Here is a 15,893-nt window from a genome sequence, read left to right on the forward strand (position 1 = left end):
TCCGTTTCCCGTCGCTAACGTCTCAAGTGAGGACGCGGATGTTATCGAGGCGATCATTCACTTCTATTGCAACGGCGAAGATGTGCCGCTGTCCCGTCTAGAGGTCACTACGGAGTCGTTGGCAGACATGGTCCGACGCCTTCGTCTGGATGGAGCTGTCATGCAGCTGGACAGTCAAGCATTTCGCTTTCGCGTTGCCCAGTGGAAGTTCAAGCAGCGGAAAGGCAAGCGCCTGGTGCTGATCGTGATTGACCAGGGCAAGCATCGCTTCCTCCACTACCGAACAGAATTCACGAGCATTGCGCAGTTGCAGGGCCCATAGCTCACCGAGCCAGTTGGGCCTCTGGACAATACCCACCCATCGGCTGAGCTGTATCCCACAGAAACGACATGGAGTCGCTATGAAATCTCGAAGCACGGCGCATCGTCGCTCCGTCAAGAAGGTCGCTGCACTGCTAATCGCCGCCAGTGGGCTCGGGTTTGGTCAAGTGGGTGCGCAGATGGTCGTAAAGGACCCGTTCGGCCTCATGGCCAAGATGGAGCAGATCAGCAAGGACGCGGTCGAGTTCGGCAAGAACGCCAAGCGATGGCAGGAAACGGCCAGCCACTATCAGCAGCAGGTGATCAAGCTGCAGCGTTTGAACTTTGGACAGACGCAGATGGAGGACAACTTCCCGCCGCGGGCTGCCGATTACGGCATGGAAGACATGTGTCCTGGCCCCGGCCGGGGCGTCAAGGATCAGCTGACGAAGGTATTCCGGCAGGCGATGCCGCAGATGGATGGAAACGTCGTTGGCGAGCAACAGGCGATCTGCCAGCGCATGGTCTACGCCGAAAACGCCAAATACAACGACTCGGTAACCATGCTACGAACGCTGATGCAACGTAGCCGCGAGTTCGGGCAGATTGAGAAACAGCGCGACAGTGTCAGCAGCAGCCAGGGAGCCTTGGCTGCAAACGAGAACGAAGCCAGCCGCTTTGTCGCGAGGAACCAGCTCGAGCTCGACTACTGGCAGGCGCGCATGAAGGCGTATGACGACTACATCGCTGCCCTCAAGTGGGATCACACCCGCCTGGCGAAGCGCGCCATGCGCGGCAAGAAGGGCGCCCTGGACGGCATTGTTCCCACCGATGTTGTGAAGTCGGCACTCGGCAACTGAAATCTACGGGTAAATCGAAATGGACTTCCTGCAACTGCTCACCGACGTACTCACTTGGCTCTCGCCATCCTCGCAAAGCGGCCTGGCTGACTACGCCTTGTTCCGGCTCGTCAGTGGCTGGATTACGTCTCGCGTCGAAGACTTCGGCCTCGCCCTGATGGGGAGATCGATGGCGTTCGTCGGAGGAGTCGGGCTCAGCCTAGTGACGCTCTGGCTACTTTTCCAAGGCTACCGCATCCTCAGCGGAGCCCGAGAGTCGATGATGGGCCTGGTCCTACAGGGAACGAGGATCGCCTTGATCTTCGGCATCGCTACCACGATGGCGGTCAACAGCATCCCGCTCAACTCCTTCCTCACGAAGGATATGGACAAGGCCGTCCACTATCTGGTGACCGGTAAGGAAAACGAATCCACTGCGAGCAGTATCGACAGGTCCCTGGCCGTCGTCCAGATCGCCATGACGGCTATTGATGGGGTTCAGCTCCTTGAGCCCGACCCGGAGCTCATAGAGGAGAAGCGGTCCGCGAAGATGTGGGCTACGATCGGCTCCGCCGGCCCGGCCATCGCGGCCGGCTGTATGCTCCTGCTGTGGACGTTCGCAATTAATCTGTGGATTGGGCTCGGGCCCCTCTTCATCTTTGCCTTGGCGTTTCCTGCAACAAAGGGAATGTTCACCACATGGCTGAAGTACGGTCTAGGCACCCTCTTTTCCCTCGGCATGCTCAGTTTCGTAGCGAATCTGCTTCTCGATCTTACCGTTCGCATCGCCACCTTCATGTGGCTCAGTAAGCTCGTGAATATCCCCGGACTCAGCACCGAGGGCATCAGCAATCAGGCGATGCAGCAAGGAAGCGTGGGAATGATCTTGACCGTGGTCATCATCGCCGTCCCACCGATGGCTGCCGTCTTTTTCCAAGGCCAGATCGGTAGTGTCATGTCCAATTCAGCATTCGGGAAGTACGGGGCATCCGGGGCGACCGCCAACACAGCGAGTAACCCGCTTCCGCCGGCTCCGCAGCAGACCCGAGACGAAGTTCAGCGCCCGCCCGTCCGGGTAGCCATGAGCGACTCGACGCCGCAACATTCCAACGAGATTAAGAAGAAGGACAGGGGTTAATAGCCATGCGAGCAGTCCAATTGGTCCCAGCGTGCTTGATTCTCATCCTCGCCAGCACTGTCCGCGCGGAGGGCGGGTGCCCGCCGGGTGAGATGCCCTACAACGCTACGGCGCCGATGGGGTCGGCCCAATCCATGGCCAGTTGCGGCCCGATTCCGTCGAACACGCCCGCAAGGCAGTGGAGCAGTCGTTGGGGCGCCCTCGCAGATGATGGCGCCGGCAGCTTCGGATCAAGTGCAAACGAATCGAGTCAGAGAAGGGCCGAGAAGTCGGCTGTGGCGGACTGTAAATCGCGCGGCGGAACGAAGTGCACCGTGTACATGACTTACCGGGATCAATGCATCGCTCTAGCAAGTAGCGACGTCACATCTACTACGGCGAGAGCTCCCGACGAGACGTCAGCGCAGCAAGACAGCCTGGCGGGCTGCAAGAGAGGTAGCAATGGCGCCGAGTGCCGCGTCCATTACAGCGGCTGCAGCTTGCCGGCCCGCAACAGGTGATTGGCGTACCGAATGAACACGATTCCCTTTCATAACGAAGTTGTGGCTTGGTCCAGTGACGATAGGACGCACGAACGTCTTGCCTGGGCCTCCACTCTCAGCGTCGCGCTATCGCTTGCCCTGCTCTATCTCGCCGTGAAGCTATCTCTGCCGTCTCTGGCTACGCTCGGTGCGATTCTTTGGCTAGCGGTGATTGTCCTCCACGTCTGGCTTGCCATAGCGCAACGAAGTTACGTGTTGGAGCTTAGGCAGTTTCTCCATGATCGCTGGGGGACGCCGAAGTCGTTGAACTCCGGTGGCTCAGGAGTCGTGTTGATCACTTGGCCAGGGGAACGATCTGGGCGTGGGTAGTCGCAGCGGCAATTTCGTCAGTGCTCTTCGCCATACGGTCTGCCTACGAGCTTCCCGAACTGATCGCCATCTTCAGTATCCACATGCTCGTATCTGCAGCTCAATCTGCTAGCCAAATCGCGTCGCGAAGGACCATCCGTCGCGAAATCGAGAATGTTCGCCACGTACACCCTGCCTGCAGGATCTCGGTCTAAGCGAGCTTATCTCGCATCCAGCGGTCGAAGGCTACAGATGCAACTGAAGAATCCCTAGCACGGTCGAATGCAGACGCGGACTCCTATCCGCCGGCAGCGTAAGCCCGTCCCTTCCAACCCGACCTCAGCCATACCGTCCCGAAAGGGGTGGTCAGGAGGGCTTTGTGTCTCAATTCCAGTCACCAACGTATATGCCCCTCCATCTGCCGAACTGGCTAGGTTGGCTGTTCAAGAAGGCGAAGCATTCGCCGGAGACTGCTATTGGCGTCTATGAAGCCAAGTTCGATGCCGCGCGTGCGCGCGCCGTCCTCTGGGGACTGAATCCACCTCGCTTTGAGCCACTCCCGGTGCGGTTCGCTTCGGCCGAAGCGATCGAATCGACTCGGCGACTCCGGGATTACGGCTTAGGACGACTGCGCGAAGATGTCATCGCTGCTCAGCGGTTTGGCGTCGTGGCCATGGTGCGTGGAATGCTGGAGGCCCAGCTCCGGGTTCGGCCGCCTATACCCTCGGCTATGTTTACCAGGACGGCCAACAGCTTTGCCACACGCCCATTGAAGGCTTGGAGCAAATGCTGCGTACCGGAATCGCCCCGGGGGCTCGCGTCAGCTTGCACGCCTGGTTGACCTTGCCCAGTCACGAAATCGTGGACCCCACCTTCTGGGCGGTTTTCCCTGCGCTATGCGGCGCAGCCGAGCATGAGGCGCGCGGCCTGTTCTTGCATCCGGACCAGTTGCTAGAGCGCACCTATCACCCACAATGGGTTGGCGAAGGATTCGCACGTCGAATCGGCATCCTCAAGGAGTACGAGGGATGGTAAGCACCAGAGTTGTGCATTTTGACGCGGTCTGTCGTGGATCGCTGAACTGGCGTGTTTCGGTAAACGGTGAGGACGAGCATGTGCCCTTCGCGTCCAAACAGACATGCGTCGCCGCTGCCAAGGCTCGAGCCCGCCAGCGCCACGTCGACCAAGGAGTTCCAACAGAGGTTCGAGCGCCCGACATAGACGGAAGGCTGGAGTCCGTCGTCGTCTACATGCAGCCTCATGAGCTGCTTGAGTTCTGCGTCGAGACCGAAAGTGGGAGTAGCCGCCTGTTGCGCGAAGCATGCGATGTCTACGGCCTGGTCCACGCACGCCCATGAACGTCAAAGGGCGAACTTCGATGCTCGTACTGACTCGTTGCCCCGGTCAGGCGCTAATGATCGGCGACAAGATTGAGTTGCGCCTGTTACCACCTCGTTTCGCGGGTGAAGTACGGGTCGGCATTACTGCGCCGAGCACGGTCCACGTAGTCCGCGAGGAACTTCTTTCTCGCCCTCCGCGCAAAGGCGCCCGCGACCGGGCCTTCCGCGAAGGGAAGGGCGATGTCTGATCTCTTTCGTCGGCAGGTCATCGAGGCCCAGAGCAACGGTTGGCTTGGAAGCGTTAGCCTCACGCAGCCCCGGCGAACTTGGATGTTGACCATTCTCGCCAGTGGCCTCGGCTGCGCTCTCATTCTATTTCTGATCTTTGGGACCTACACCCAGCGTTCGCGGGTTCAGGGCCGCTTGGTCCCTGCTCAGGGGCTCGTCAGCGTCGTCGCCCCGGCGTCTGGGGTGATGGAGAGAGTAGCCGTCATCGAAGGAGATACTGTGCGGGAGGAGCAAGTCCTCGGCCTCATTCGAGTGCCGCGCTTGACCGTAGGACATGGGGACACCTCCGCTGCTTTGCGAAAAGTAGTCGAGCAACGCCGAGCCAGTATCGAAGGCAATCAGGTGGCGCAGCAAGATCGACTGGAAGTCGACGAGGTAAGCCTACGGGCTCAATTGCGTTCCATGCATCACGAACTGGCCCAGCTTCAAAAGGAACGGCAGACCCGCCAGTCGCAGGCCCGGTTAGCCAATGAGGTGCTGGAACGCTTGCGCCGGCTGCAGTCGGAAAAGTACGTCAGCGACATCCAGATCAAACAGCAAGAAGCAGCAGCCCTGGACCGGGTGTCTGCTTCCCAGGAGGTTGAGCGGCAGGTCTCAACTCTACAGCGCTCTGCCGCTCAGATCGAGCAGGCACTGGCCCAAGTCCCGGTACAACGCGCGAGCACTACAGCCGCCTATCGCGGCGACCTGGCCAAGCTGAGCCAAGAGGAGATCGACATAGACGGCAATGGCGCGCTGAGTATCGCCGCCTCTACTGCCGGCGTTGTGTCCACGCAGGTCATTACTCCAGGCCAATCAGTCCAGGCCGGGCAGCCCTTGTTCACCTTGCTGCCCAAGGGGAGCGATTTGCGGGCAGAACTTCTGGTTCCTAGTCGAGCAATCCCGACTCTGCGGCCGGGCGGAGTCGTTCTCCTCAGGTACGAGGCGTTCCCCTACCAAAAGTTCGGCCATCACACCGGCCATGTCACCCATATCGGCCGCAATGCTCTCGGCCCAGCCGAGACCAAGGCCCTTGACTTGCCCGATCCCGATCGAGAGCCGCTCTATCGCGTCATCGTCGAGCTCGACCAGCAGGCGGTCGCGGCGTATGGCCGCTTGGAACCGCTGCGACCCGGCATGGTCGTTGACGCCGATTTACTCGGCGACACGCGCCCCCTCTTCCAGTGGCTGTTCGAGCCGCTCTACTCGCTCGCCAGCCAAAGCACCACGCATTCATACCGGCGGTAGTCGCCAGTCCCTGCGCAGGGGTTCTGCGTATCACGAAGTAGAGGTAGCTATGACTCCGTTTGCACTGAAGCAGTACGAGCAGGACTTCAACCAGTTCCGCGACCTGCGGGACGACGAGATCGCCTCGGTCGGCGGCGCCTACGCCTGTCCGGGCGGGAAGGAGACCACCACCACCGTCACCCAGTCCGGCTCGAAGGACGATGGCTGCGATTCGGCCTAAGTGAGCATCGGGTGGGAGAAGGGACGCGTACCTTCTCCCGCTTCACTCATACAGCAGGAGGAATCAAACGTTGAATGACAAGGTAATCCTGGTGCTTGGCACCAGAACCGATCCGCACGTTGATCGTGTCGCTCGTCGACTCGAAGAGCGCGGCTGCAAAGATGTCGTCATTATCGACTATCACGCAGGCACAACGTTTTCTTTGGAGCTCGATGAGCAAGCAAACCGAATCATCAAGGTAGACGGCAGGCGTCTGGCTAACGATTCGACGGTCTGGGACAAGACCAAAATTCTGCCGGGGACGGAGTACTACATTCGCGGCGCCGAGCCCGAGGTAGGCTACGCCGCGCAGGAGTGGAGATCGTATTACGCATTGCTAACCGCCTTCTGCGGCGAAGGCGCCGTAAATACGCTCCGCTCTCGCCAATGCATGATCAAACCTTACCAGCAAACGGTGGCGGCCTCGGTCGGAATGAGGGCGCCGAGGACATTGGTCTCGAACGATAAGAATGATTTCCTTGCTTTTGCCAGTGCATCCGAGAGCATGATCATGAAATCCCTGTCGGGCGCCAAGGTTTCGACGAAGGGTGAGGGCGAGGAAGTCCCCTATGTCGTGATGACGATGCGCGTTCCCGAAAAGGATATCGCCGCAGCAGATGCAGGCGACTTTGAGATCTGCCCTCACTTCGCCCAAGAGGAGATTGCAAAGTCTCATGAGTTGCGTGTCGTTGTGGCCGGGTCTCGCATCATTCCGTTTCGTATTGACTCTCAGAAGTTCCAGTCCACACAGGTCGATTGGCGCAAGGCTACTGGTCTGAACACCTTTTCCCGCTGCCAACTTGATCCGAAGCTGGAAGCTCAAATCTCGGCTTTCATGGAGACGATGGGCCTCACGACAGGAAGCCTGGACTTCATCGTCGACAGGGCCGGCGAGAACTGGTTCCTGGAGTGCAATCAGGACGGTGTCTGGGCCTGGCTCGATGATCTCGTCGACGGGGAAATCACCGACGCCTTTGCAGATGTCCTGCTTCAGAAGCTACAGACATCGCCTGCTCAGCAAATTGCCGCCTAGCGGCTATATTGACCACGGACGTAACGGATGGTCCAGGGAGCGCACATGAAGTTCGCACGACTCAGCACCGCCGCCGGTATCGGCATGGCTTTGATGGTGACTTGCACTGCAAAAGCAGCGGAAGCCGAAGCGCCATCGTTGTCCACAGCGCTTAACCTGATTCTTAAGGAAGGCAGGCCACTGCCGGCCCTGGAAATGCTGCGCACGGGCGTTGAGTCCGGGAGGTTCCCCGCAGCCACCTCGGCGCAGTTCTACGCGATTTCGGGCGATGCGATCGGGACCGCGCAAATGAACGATCGGGGGGGCAAGTCCAGCCAAGAAGAGTCGCTGCCGCCCCTCCCGGCCTCGTGGGATGCCCGCCCGGCTGTGGCCGAGATCGTTCGAGCGTCAACGGGCAAGCAGGTGGTGATGCTCAACGAAGACCACTATCACCAACTTCACCGCGCCTTCGGCTTGCTTCTGCTCAAGGAACTGCGCAAGGCTGGCTTCACCCATTTCGGCGCTGAGACCTTTGGCAGCACGCTTCAGGAAAGCATGGCGGACGGGGCGCCCGACCTGCGCACGGGTGTCTACACGACCGATCCACTCTATGCCGACATGACCCGCCAGGCCGCAGCCCTGGGCTACTCGCTATTCGATTACGAGCAACGCCCGGATCAGGAGTCCAACGACGGCTCGCCCGAAGACCAACGCTTGGCCCGTGAGCGGGCCCAAGCCAAGAACATTGCCGCCATTCTCAACGGAGATCCGACCGCTCGCATCTTCATTTATGCGGGCTCGGGCCATATCGCTGAGTCGACTGAGCCGGATGGCCGTGAGTGGATGGCCCTGATGCTCAAGAAGGAGCATGGGATCGACCCGCTCACGGTGAATCAGGTTCTGGGCACCCCGCGTAGTCGCTCCGAACTCGACAGTGCACTCTATCGCTCAGTCGGTTCAGCCCTGTCCTCCCCCTCCGTACTTCAGTCGACGACCGGGATGCTGACGGTTCCGGGCTTCGACATCGTGGTGTTCCACCCGAGACAGCTCTTGTCGGACGGTCGGCCGACCTGGCTCGGCATGAACGGGTACCGATCCCCGTGCCGGGTCCAGTTCAAGCCCAACCAGCAGCCGTCTCTAATCAGGGCCTTCGTCGCTTCGGAGGAGCCGCGGGCTATACCCATGGATCAGGTCCTCATTTCGTCAGGGGCGAAAGAGGTAACTCTCATGCTCCCCGTGGGTCGGTATCGGCTGGTACGCGAAACCCTAGAAGGCAATCGGGCGTTAGGGGATGCCGCCATACAACCGTCCAAGGGCGCAAGTGACGAAAAGGGCGGTCGCTGCCTGCAATTCGCCTCCAAACCATGAGGCAGCCACGAATCATCCTGCAGTCGCAGGCTACCGAATGCGGCCTGGCCTGCCTCGCCATAGTTGCCGATGCTCATGGGGCCGGTCTCGGCCTGCGCGAGCTACGCCAGCGATTCCCCGTGTCCGCGAAAGGCACAACCCTCCAGCGATTGATTGAAATAGCCGGAGAACTAAAACTCCGAGGCAGGGCGCTGAGGCTGGATCTGTCCCAACTCCCGCGCCTCGCGCTGCCCTGTGTACTGCATTGGGATTTGAACCACTTCGTCGTGTTAACGGATCTCTCGTCGCGTCATGCGGTCGTACTTGATCCCGCAGTGGGAAGGCGACGGTTGCCACTGTCCGCCCTATCGCAGCACTTCACGGGTGTAGCCCTGGAGTTGGCACCGGCAAGTGACTTCACCCGCGCCCCGCCGAAACCTACGGTGACATTTAGGCAGCTAACGGGCCCGATTACCGGCCTAAAGCGCTCGCTCGGACTAGTGCTCCTGCTCTCTCTGGTGCTCCAGCTGTTTGTGGCGATCGCACCGTTCTATATTCAATGGGTCGTCGATCAAGTCCTCGTTTCGGCAGACCGGAACCTACTCTTCGTTCTAGCGATTGGCTTCACGTTAGCGCTAGTCGTCCAAAGTGCCGTTGTCTGGCTTCGCGGTACCACGGTCGTGCTGCTGTCTACTCGCTTAGGCCTCCAGTGGGTCGGAAATCTTCATGCCCATCTGCTGAAACTTCCGTTGGAGTTCTTCGAGAAGCGCCACGTGGGCGATGTGACTTCGCGCATGGGGGCGGCACAATCGATCCAGAAGACGCTAACCGTCAGCACCGTCGAGGCGCTGGTCGATGGCCTCATGGCTGCGGTCACCCTCGCGATGATGGCGGTATACAGCGTCAAGCTAATGGTGGTCAGCCTCGCCGCGGTCGGCCTGTACCTTGGAGCTCGGATAGTCGCCTACAGCTACACCAGGGAGCGGACCGAGCATCAGCTAATCGTTGCCGCGAAGCAACAAAGCCACCTACTCGAATCTCTGCGCGGCATCCAGAGTCTCAAGGTGGCTAATCGGGAGACGATGCGCGGCGCGGTATACGAGAACCTCATGGTGGTTACGGCCAACCACGACATCTGGCTGGCTCGCGCCGGCATCGCTTTTGCCAGCGTCAACCAGTTGGTGTTCGGGATCGAACGTATCGTCGTCGTGTTGATCGCAGCGTCCATGGCGCTGGATAGTACATTCTCGGTGGGCATGCTCGTCGCCTATCTCGCCTATCGAGAGCTATTCGCACAGCGCGTCGCGGCTTTGATCGATAAGGGTGTCGAGTTCCGGATGCTGCGACTGTTTGGCGAGCGACTGGCCGACATCGCGCTAACCCCACCCGAGCGAGCGTCGGTCGGCCCACAGGGCGACATCGACCTAAGAGACGCCCACATTGTGGTCGAGCATCTGTCCTTCCGGTACGCCGATGACGAGCCCTGGGTCATACACGATTGCAGTTTTCGGATCGAAGCCGGTGAATCTGTCGCCATCACCGGCCCTTCTGGTTGTGGCAAGACGACCCTAATGAAGTTGCTTTTAGGACTCCTAACTCCCACCAGCGGTTCGATCTCTATCGGCGGCCAAGATATGTCGAAGATAGCTCCGCCGCAGGCGCGTGCGCACTTTGGCGCGGTACTGCAGGATGATCAACTGTTTGCCGGAACGATCGCCGAGAACATCAGCTTCTTCGACGAGAGCAATGATCCGACACAAGTAGTAGGCGCGGCGATCCTGGCCGGCATTCACGACGAAATTGACGCGATGCCGATGCGCTACCAGACGGTCATCGGCGACATGGGGAACACCCTCTCCGGAGGCCAGAAGCAGCGCATCATTCTGGCACGCGCTCTGTTTCGGCGCCCCCGCATCTTGTTCTTGGACGAGGCGACCAGCCACCTGGATGTCGACCGGGAGCGTCTTGTCAACGAGGCAGTGCGGTCACTCGCGATCACCAAGGTGATTGTTGCTCACCGGCCGGAGACGGTCGCTAGTGCAGACCGGACGCTGATCCTGCAACGCGGCTCCGTTGTATCTGGACACGGAACTGAGGGCTCGTCGGCCCACAGAGCCAGCCATCGATTCTAGCCGCGACATCTCAGATCGAGAGACGCCTTTGCTCAAGACTGGCCAAGAATATGATTCGCTGCGGCGTCACGGCGAGCATGGCCAAAGACAAAAACCACACTTCTAAGGAATGAAGATGCTCGTTGGGAAAAGACCAAATCCGCTAGCAGCAAGCTTGGCTGTCGCGCTGACTGCCCTGGCCCCCTTCTCGGCCATGGCCGCGTTCCCGGTTGAGACCGGCCAGGCACTTCCGGGGGGGCATGCGCCTGGCCCAGTTTGGATCGGCGCATGGCCGAGCACCTACACACTTCGTGAGGCGATGGCAGCTTGCGAGCGACACAAGATCGACCGTGCCGAGGACTTGATTGAGTACCCGCCGCTGCAGGACGGATTCAACCAAAGGACATGGACCATCACCGACTGCAAGAAGGCGGTCATCGCGCCCGAGGCGACAGGTGGTTTGCTCACCATCCATCTGGAGATGGCCAATCGATACGATCTACCGCCTTCTATAGATCCGCCAGTGGACCACTATGCCTACTATTACGGGACCACTAATGCGTTCTGGCCATTGAAAGAGCGCGAGGAAGACACCGGCAAGAACCTGGGCCGAAGCGACTGCAGCAACAATTGCATCGGAAATCCAATCGTCGTTAACGCCGCAAATAAATTCCAGGACGAGACCGATTACGCAGGCAATGGCGGTCGGGGCTTGAAGTTCCATCGCTACTACAACAGCGCGCCCGAAGTCGGCTTGGCCGATCTCGGCGAGAGCTGGCGGCATACCTACAGCCGAAGCCTCGAGTTCAATTCGTTCTCGACCGAAAGTAAAGCCATCACCATCCACCGAGACGATGGGATGCAGATTCTGTTCCGAAGGGTGGATGGCGCCTGGTTGCCCAGTGCCGAGGTTAGGATGGTTTTGACCCCGGTGTTGGAAGCCGGCCTTCCCATTAGCTGGGAGCTGGCCAACGCCGCCGACGGCTCCGTCGAAACCTACGACGCAGAAGGCCGCTTGTTGGCCATCGACTACCTCGACGGCTATCACCTCACCCTGAATTACGTTGCCGGCCTGCTCAGCAAGGTGACCGACGCGCAAGGTCGGGTCTTGCAGATCGATCATGACAGCAACGGCCTCATCTCGTCAGTGACCGATCCGACCGGCGTCAGGTATGACTACACCTATCTGAGTCCGAATTATCCGACCTTCCCGGACGATACAGAGCGGCGTCTGGAAAAGGTCGTGGCAACTTCAGGGTATAAGCGGGAGTACCAGTACTACGCAGGCACTGAATCCATGATGCGCGGCTTGCTGACCAGTGTCCTGGACGAGACCGGTTCGGTTAAAGCAAAGTTTGGTTACGACAACACGGGCAATCCCATCTCGACTGAGCACACCCAGGGAGCGGAGCGCTACGTCGTCGAAGGAGGGCAGTACGGCACCACAGACGTCGTATATTCGAACGGCCTTCGATACAAGTACAAGTTCACGACGATCAATGGGCGAAAGCTTACGACCGATGCGGAGCGGGTCTGTACGGACGGCTGCGCCAGTGCGACGGCCGTCTACACCTACGATGCCAACGGCTTTCCCGATCGGGTTGGTGACTTCGGGCGCACGTCTGCGGATTACGATTACAACGCTCGCGGATTGGTGGCTCAGAAGCGCGAAGCTATCGGGAATCGAGAGGAGCGACTGACGCAGATTGATTGGCATCCGACGTTTGATGTTCCGACAGAGGAGCGCGTCTACAATCGTGACGGCGAGCTTTGGACGAAGCGCCATTGGACATATAACGGGCGTGGGCAGGAACTCACTGCAACAAAGATCGACCCACTGACGGGAGCCGCTCGCACTAGCGTAACGACTTATTGCGAGACAACCGATGTGCAGGCGGGCCACTGCCCGATCATTGGGCTGGTTACGCAGGTGGACGGGCCGCGCACGGACGTCAACGACAGCACGTACTTTGCCTACTACCTTCAGGATGAGGCTGGATGTGCCACGCCTACCGGCAGCTGCGGCCATCGGAAGGGCGACGTGTGGAAGGTGACCAATGCCATGGGTCAGGTCGAAGAGATTCTGAAGTATGACCCCAGCGGCCGAGCCGTCTCCAGTCGCGACGCCAATGGCGTCGTGACGGATCTCGAGTATCACCCCCGAGGCTGGCTGCTCCGGCAGATCGTTCGCGGAAGCGACAACGCGGCGGAAACGGATGATGCAATTACGGTCATGGAGTACGACACTGTCGGACTCTTGAAGAAGACTACAGACCCCGATGGCGTCATTGCTCGCTTCGAATATGATCCGGCCGGTCGCCTGACGGATGTGATCAGCTCGACCGGCTCGCGAATCCACTACACCCTGGACAACGAAGGTCGCCCCGAGAAGACGGACATCAAAGACCCGGGCGGTGTCATTCAGCGCACCCTGTCGACCTTGCGCAATCAAATGGGGCAAATCAAGTCCGTAAAGGACGCCTACGGACGGGCGACCAACTTCACGTACTGGGCCGCCGGAACGCCGAGCTATACGACCGATGCTTTAGGGCGACAAAGCACGGAAACAGCCAATTGGTTTCGCCAGACGGACCAAACTCGCGCCAATTTGGCCGGTCGCACGACAGGTTCCAATCATTTCTATGATGCCGCAGGCGAGCTAGCGTCGACCTATGACGGTGTAGGTCGCGAGACCGGCTACGATCGCAATCGCTTTGGCGAAATATTGACGCTGAGAAGCCCGGCAACCGGATCGAGTAGCTACGCCTACGACAGTGGTGGAAACCGTACGTCCGGGACCGACGCGGACGGACGGGTCACTCAGCACACCTATGACGCACTCGACCGATCGTTGGCAACACTCTACCCGGCCGACCCCACCCTGAACGTAACTCGCTCTTACGACGTCCCGTCCGTGGCGTGTGCGGCTGATGAGAAGTTCGGCAAGGGCCGCCTGGCCCGCGTCACCGACTCGACCGGCTACACCGACTATTGCTATGGCCGTTACGGAAACATTGTCAGGAAGATCCAGGCGGTCAACGGAAAGACGTTCACTTCGCGATACGAATACACCAAGGGCGGTCGGCTTAAGTCAATCACGTACCCAAGCGGTACGCTGGTCGCGTACGGGGCTAACAGCGAGGGCAATGTCGCAAACATCACTGTGACCCGACCAGGCCAAGCCAGCCAGGCACTCCTGACTAGCATCACCTACTACCCGTTCGGCCCAGCCGGTGAGTTCGTCTTTGGTAATGGCCGCCGATTGCGCCGACAGTTCAACCTGAACTATCAGCCGACCAGCATTCAAGACACCGGAGTGGATGGTCTTTCAGCGGGCTTCGTTTTCAATGAGGTGGGGAATCTGGTCGAACTACGGAAGGGCGACCAGTCCACACCGGCCTTGCGAAAGTACGGGTATGACGCGCTCAATCAGCTCACCGACGTCAAAACGGGAGCAGACGCTCCGCTCAAGACTTACCTTTACCATGACTTTACTCAGAACCGAACGACAGAGATCACCAATGGTGCGACGAGCATTAGCTCGGTCTACACGGTGGACCGCCTGACGGAATGGAACGGCGTAGCACGTGCCTATGATTCCTCTGGAAACACGATCAGCATCGGAGGCGCAGCCAAGGAGTTTGCCTATAACGCAGCTGGCCGCATGAGCACCGTGAAGGTGAACGGCCTGACTAAGGCCTCCTATCGCTATAGCGGTGTTGGAGAGCGGGTCCAGCGACAGCTCGGCTCTGTCGTGGACTATACAAACTACGACACGGTCGGTCGCTTCCTGGGCCGTTACGACGCTACCGGTGTTTCGACGCAGGAGGTAATTTGGCTGGGGGATCTGCCGGTCGGTATCGTAGCGGCTGGAAAGCTGCACTATATCGAAGCTGATCATCTGGGCACGCCACGAGTCATTATCGATCCAGTCCGGCAGCGAGGAGTCTGGAAGTGGGACATGACAGGTGATGCTTTCGGCGCGTCTGCCCCAAGCCAAGACCCAGATCAGGATGGCAAGGCTTTCGTTTTCGACCTGCGATTCCCCGGACAACAATACGACGCGGTCAGCGGGACCCATTACAACATTCACCGCGACTATGATCCTCTGGCAGGCCGTTACCTTCAAAGCGATCCCATCGGATTACAAGGTGGCCTGAACACTTACAACTACGTTAGTAACTCGCCGATGCTATGGACAGATCCATTGGGACTATTGCAATGGTCGGAACGTCCATTACAAACATTGAATACATTGATTGCAGGCAACCCTGTCAGAACGTATCCAACCGCCCCGGTGACTCTATTCAAGGAAAATGGCCTGGGGCGCACAACTATGGACTGGTCCGCCGATACGAATTGCCTATGCGAGAATGGCCAGTACCGGCTTGATGAGTTTAAGGTCGATGTGGGTGTTCTAATGTATCTACGCCCAAGCTATGCCGACAGCATAAAGAAGTGGGACACGATCAAAGCAGAAAAGCAGCATGTGAAGGATTTGAATGCCTGGATGGCTGATGCTCGCAAGGGCACGGAGTTTCTAGAGGGACGCTTGAGAAGCGATCTCTACTCTAGCGACCTTGAGTGCAAGGCAAAGAACCATCTAGAATTGAAGTTCTATCTTTCGGCGAGCGCTGAGTTCGCGGCGTTCAAGTCCTGGCAGCGATGGGACGAGTCTAAAATCCATACGTATAAGGGAAAGTGATGCTCATGAAGAGACTTCTTCTCACTCTTGGCCTGTGCCTTTCTGCAATTCCGGCTACCTCTTACGCGCACCGATGCAGCAAGGAGAACGCGGCTGCGGAGACGGTAACCATCCGCTACCTTGGAAATGACGAGGCTCAGGCAAAAATATTCAGCCAGGAGGGGAGGTACGAACTGCGGAATCAGTCGCGGATTTCCCTCAGCTTCGCGGTGTACACCAAGTACGCGTTGCCAGTCTTGTATCCAATGGACACGACCGTTCAAATCCAAAACACCGAAGGTGGTTGGTCAGACAACGTGCTTTCGTTGAGTCACTACGAGGCTCCCGACAAAGTGCTACGCATCAAGCCGGGTGGTTCATTTCAGTTCTTCGCAGACACGCGCGATAGTGCCGACAAAGATTATCGTCTAGGCATAAGAACTCCAAAAGGGTGCTGGTTTTATTCGGCTCCTTTTCGCTTTGAACATACAAAGCGAAAGGTTTCAGGAAGCTAACGC

General features: G+C 58.9%; 12 protein-coding genes. All 12 read left to right on the plus strand.

What is annotated here, in order from left to right; genetic code table 11:
• Window positions 1–160 precede the first annotated feature (160 nt).
• Window positions 161–322 (plus strand): hypothetical protein, encoded by a 162-nt coding sequence (locus GLA29479_RS25385; RefSeq protein WP_169795680.1) that lies wholly within the window; start codon window positions 161–163, stop codon window positions 320–322.
• Window positions 323–401: 79 nt separating this feature from the next.
• On the plus strand, window positions 402–1,160 hold the full coding sequence (locus tag GLA29479_RS16345) for a hypothetical protein (RefSeq protein WP_248842745.1): 759 nt from the start codon (window positions 402–404) through the stop codon (window positions 1,158–1,160).
• Window positions 1,161–1,179: 19 nt separating this feature from the next.
• Complete coding sequence (locus GLA29479_RS16350) at window positions 1,180–2,277, plus strand: TrbL/VirB6 family protein (RefSeq protein ID WP_057972210.1); 1,098 nt, start codon at window positions 1,180–1,182, stop codon at window positions 2,275–2,277.
• A gap of 134 nt (window positions 2,278–2,411) precedes the next feature.
• Entirely contained in the window at window positions 2,412–2,777 is a 366-nt protein-coding gene (locus GLA29479_RS26145) for a DUF4189 domain-containing protein (protein ID WP_425599986.1), read from the plus strand.
• Between the two features lie 1,708 nt (window positions 2,778–4,485).
• Window positions 4,486–4,695, plus strand: a complete 210-nt coding sequence (locus GLA29479_RS23825) for a carbon storage regulator (protein WP_144436559.1) — start codon at window positions 4,486–4,488, stop codon at window positions 4,693–4,695.
• Between the two features lie 82 nt (window positions 4,696–4,777).
• Window positions 4,778–5,962 carry an HlyD family secretion protein gene (locus GLA29479_RS16360; RefSeq protein WP_248842746.1) on the plus strand — a complete coding sequence of 395 codons (1,185 nt, stop codon included), beginning with the start codon at window positions 4,778–4,780 and terminating at the stop codon, window positions 5,960–5,962.
• A gap of 49 nt (window positions 5,963–6,011) precedes the next feature.
• Entirely contained in the window at window positions 6,012–6,182 is a 171-nt protein-coding gene (locus GLA29479_RS25390) for a hypothetical protein (RefSeq protein WP_169795682.1), read from the plus strand.
• 70 nt (window positions 6,183–6,252) lie between these two features.
• Entirely contained in the window at window positions 6,253–7,254 is a 1,002-nt protein-coding gene (locus tag GLA29479_RS16365) for an MvdC/MvdD family ATP grasp protein (protein ID WP_144436560.1), read from the plus strand.
• Window positions 7,255–7,299: 45 nt separating this feature from the next.
• Window positions 7,300–8,601 (plus strand): hypothetical protein, encoded by a 1,302-nt coding sequence (locus tag GLA29479_RS16370; protein ID WP_144436561.1) that lies wholly within the window; start codon window positions 7,300–7,302, stop codon window positions 8,599–8,601.
• A complete protein-coding gene (locus GLA29479_RS16375) occupies window positions 8,598–10,712 on the plus strand; it encodes a peptidase domain-containing ABC transporter (RefSeq protein ID WP_057972215.1) in 2,115 nt (704 codons plus the stop codon). The genes GLA29479_RS16370 and GLA29479_RS16375 overlap by 4 nt, the downstream gene beginning before the upstream one ends.
• 109 nt (window positions 10,713–10,821) lie before the next feature.
• Window positions 10,822–15,396 carry an RHS repeat-associated core domain-containing protein gene (locus tag GLA29479_RS16380; RefSeq protein ID WP_082638752.1) on the plus strand — a complete coding sequence of 1,525 codons (4,575 nt, stop codon included), beginning with the start codon at window positions 10,822–10,824 and terminating at the stop codon, window positions 15,394–15,396.
• A 5-nt stretch (window positions 15,397–15,401) separates the two neighbouring features.
• A complete protein-coding gene (locus tag GLA29479_RS24695) occupies window positions 15,402–15,890 on the plus strand; it encodes a hypothetical protein (RefSeq protein ID WP_144436562.1) in 489 nt (162 codons plus the stop codon).
• Window positions 15,891–15,893 lie beyond the last annotated feature (3 nt).

This window comes from Lysobacter antibioticus, from assembly GCF_001442535.1.
In the GTDB taxonomy this organism is placed as follows: domain Bacteria; phylum Pseudomonadota; class Gammaproteobacteria; order Xanthomonadales; family Xanthomonadaceae; genus Lysobacter; species Lysobacter antibioticus.

Excerpts from the sequence above, each read along its gene's own strand:
- GLA29479_RS25385 (WP_169795680.1), top strand. The coding sequence starts at position 161 with ATGCAGCTGGACAGTCAAGCATTTCGCTTTCGCGTTGCCCAGTGGAAG.
- GLA29479_RS16345 (WP_248842745.1), top strand. The coding sequence starts at position 402 with ATGAAATCTCGAAGCACGGCGCATCGTCGCTCCGTCAAGAAGGTCGCT.
- GLA29479_RS16350 (WP_057972210.1), top strand. The coding sequence starts at position 1,180 with ATGGACTTCCTGCAACTGCTCACCGACGTACTCACTTGGCTCTCGCCA.
- GLA29479_RS26145 (WP_425599986.1), top strand. The coding sequence starts at position 2,412 with ATGGCCAGTTGCGGCCCGATTCCGTCGAACACGCCCGCAAGGCAGTGG.
- GLA29479_RS23825 (WP_144436559.1), top strand. The coding sequence starts at position 4,486 with ATGCTCGTACTGACTCGTTGCCCCGGTCAGGCGCTAATGATCGGCGAC.
- GLA29479_RS16360 (WP_248842746.1), top strand. The coding sequence starts at position 4,778 with ATGTTGACCATTCTCGCCAGTGGCCTCGGCTGCGCTCTCATTCTATTT.
- GLA29479_RS25390 (WP_169795682.1), top strand. The coding sequence starts at position 6,012 with ATGACTCCGTTTGCACTGAAGCAGTACGAGCAGGACTTCAACCAGTTC.
- GLA29479_RS16370 (WP_144436561.1), top strand. The coding sequence starts at position 7,300 with ATGAAGTTCGCACGACTCAGCACCGCCGCCGGTATCGGCATGGCTTTG.
- GLA29479_RS16375 (WP_057972215.1), top strand. The coding sequence starts at position 8,598 with ATGAGGCAGCCACGAATCATCCTGCAGTCGCAGGCTACCGAATGCGGC.
- GLA29479_RS16380 (WP_082638752.1), top strand. The coding sequence starts at position 10,822 with ATGAAGATGCTCGTTGGGAAAAGACCAAATCCGCTAGCAGCAAGCTTG.
- GLA29479_RS24695 (WP_144436562.1), top strand. The coding sequence starts at position 15,402 with ATGAAGAGACTTCTTCTCACTCTTGGCCTGTGCCTTTCTGCAATTCCG.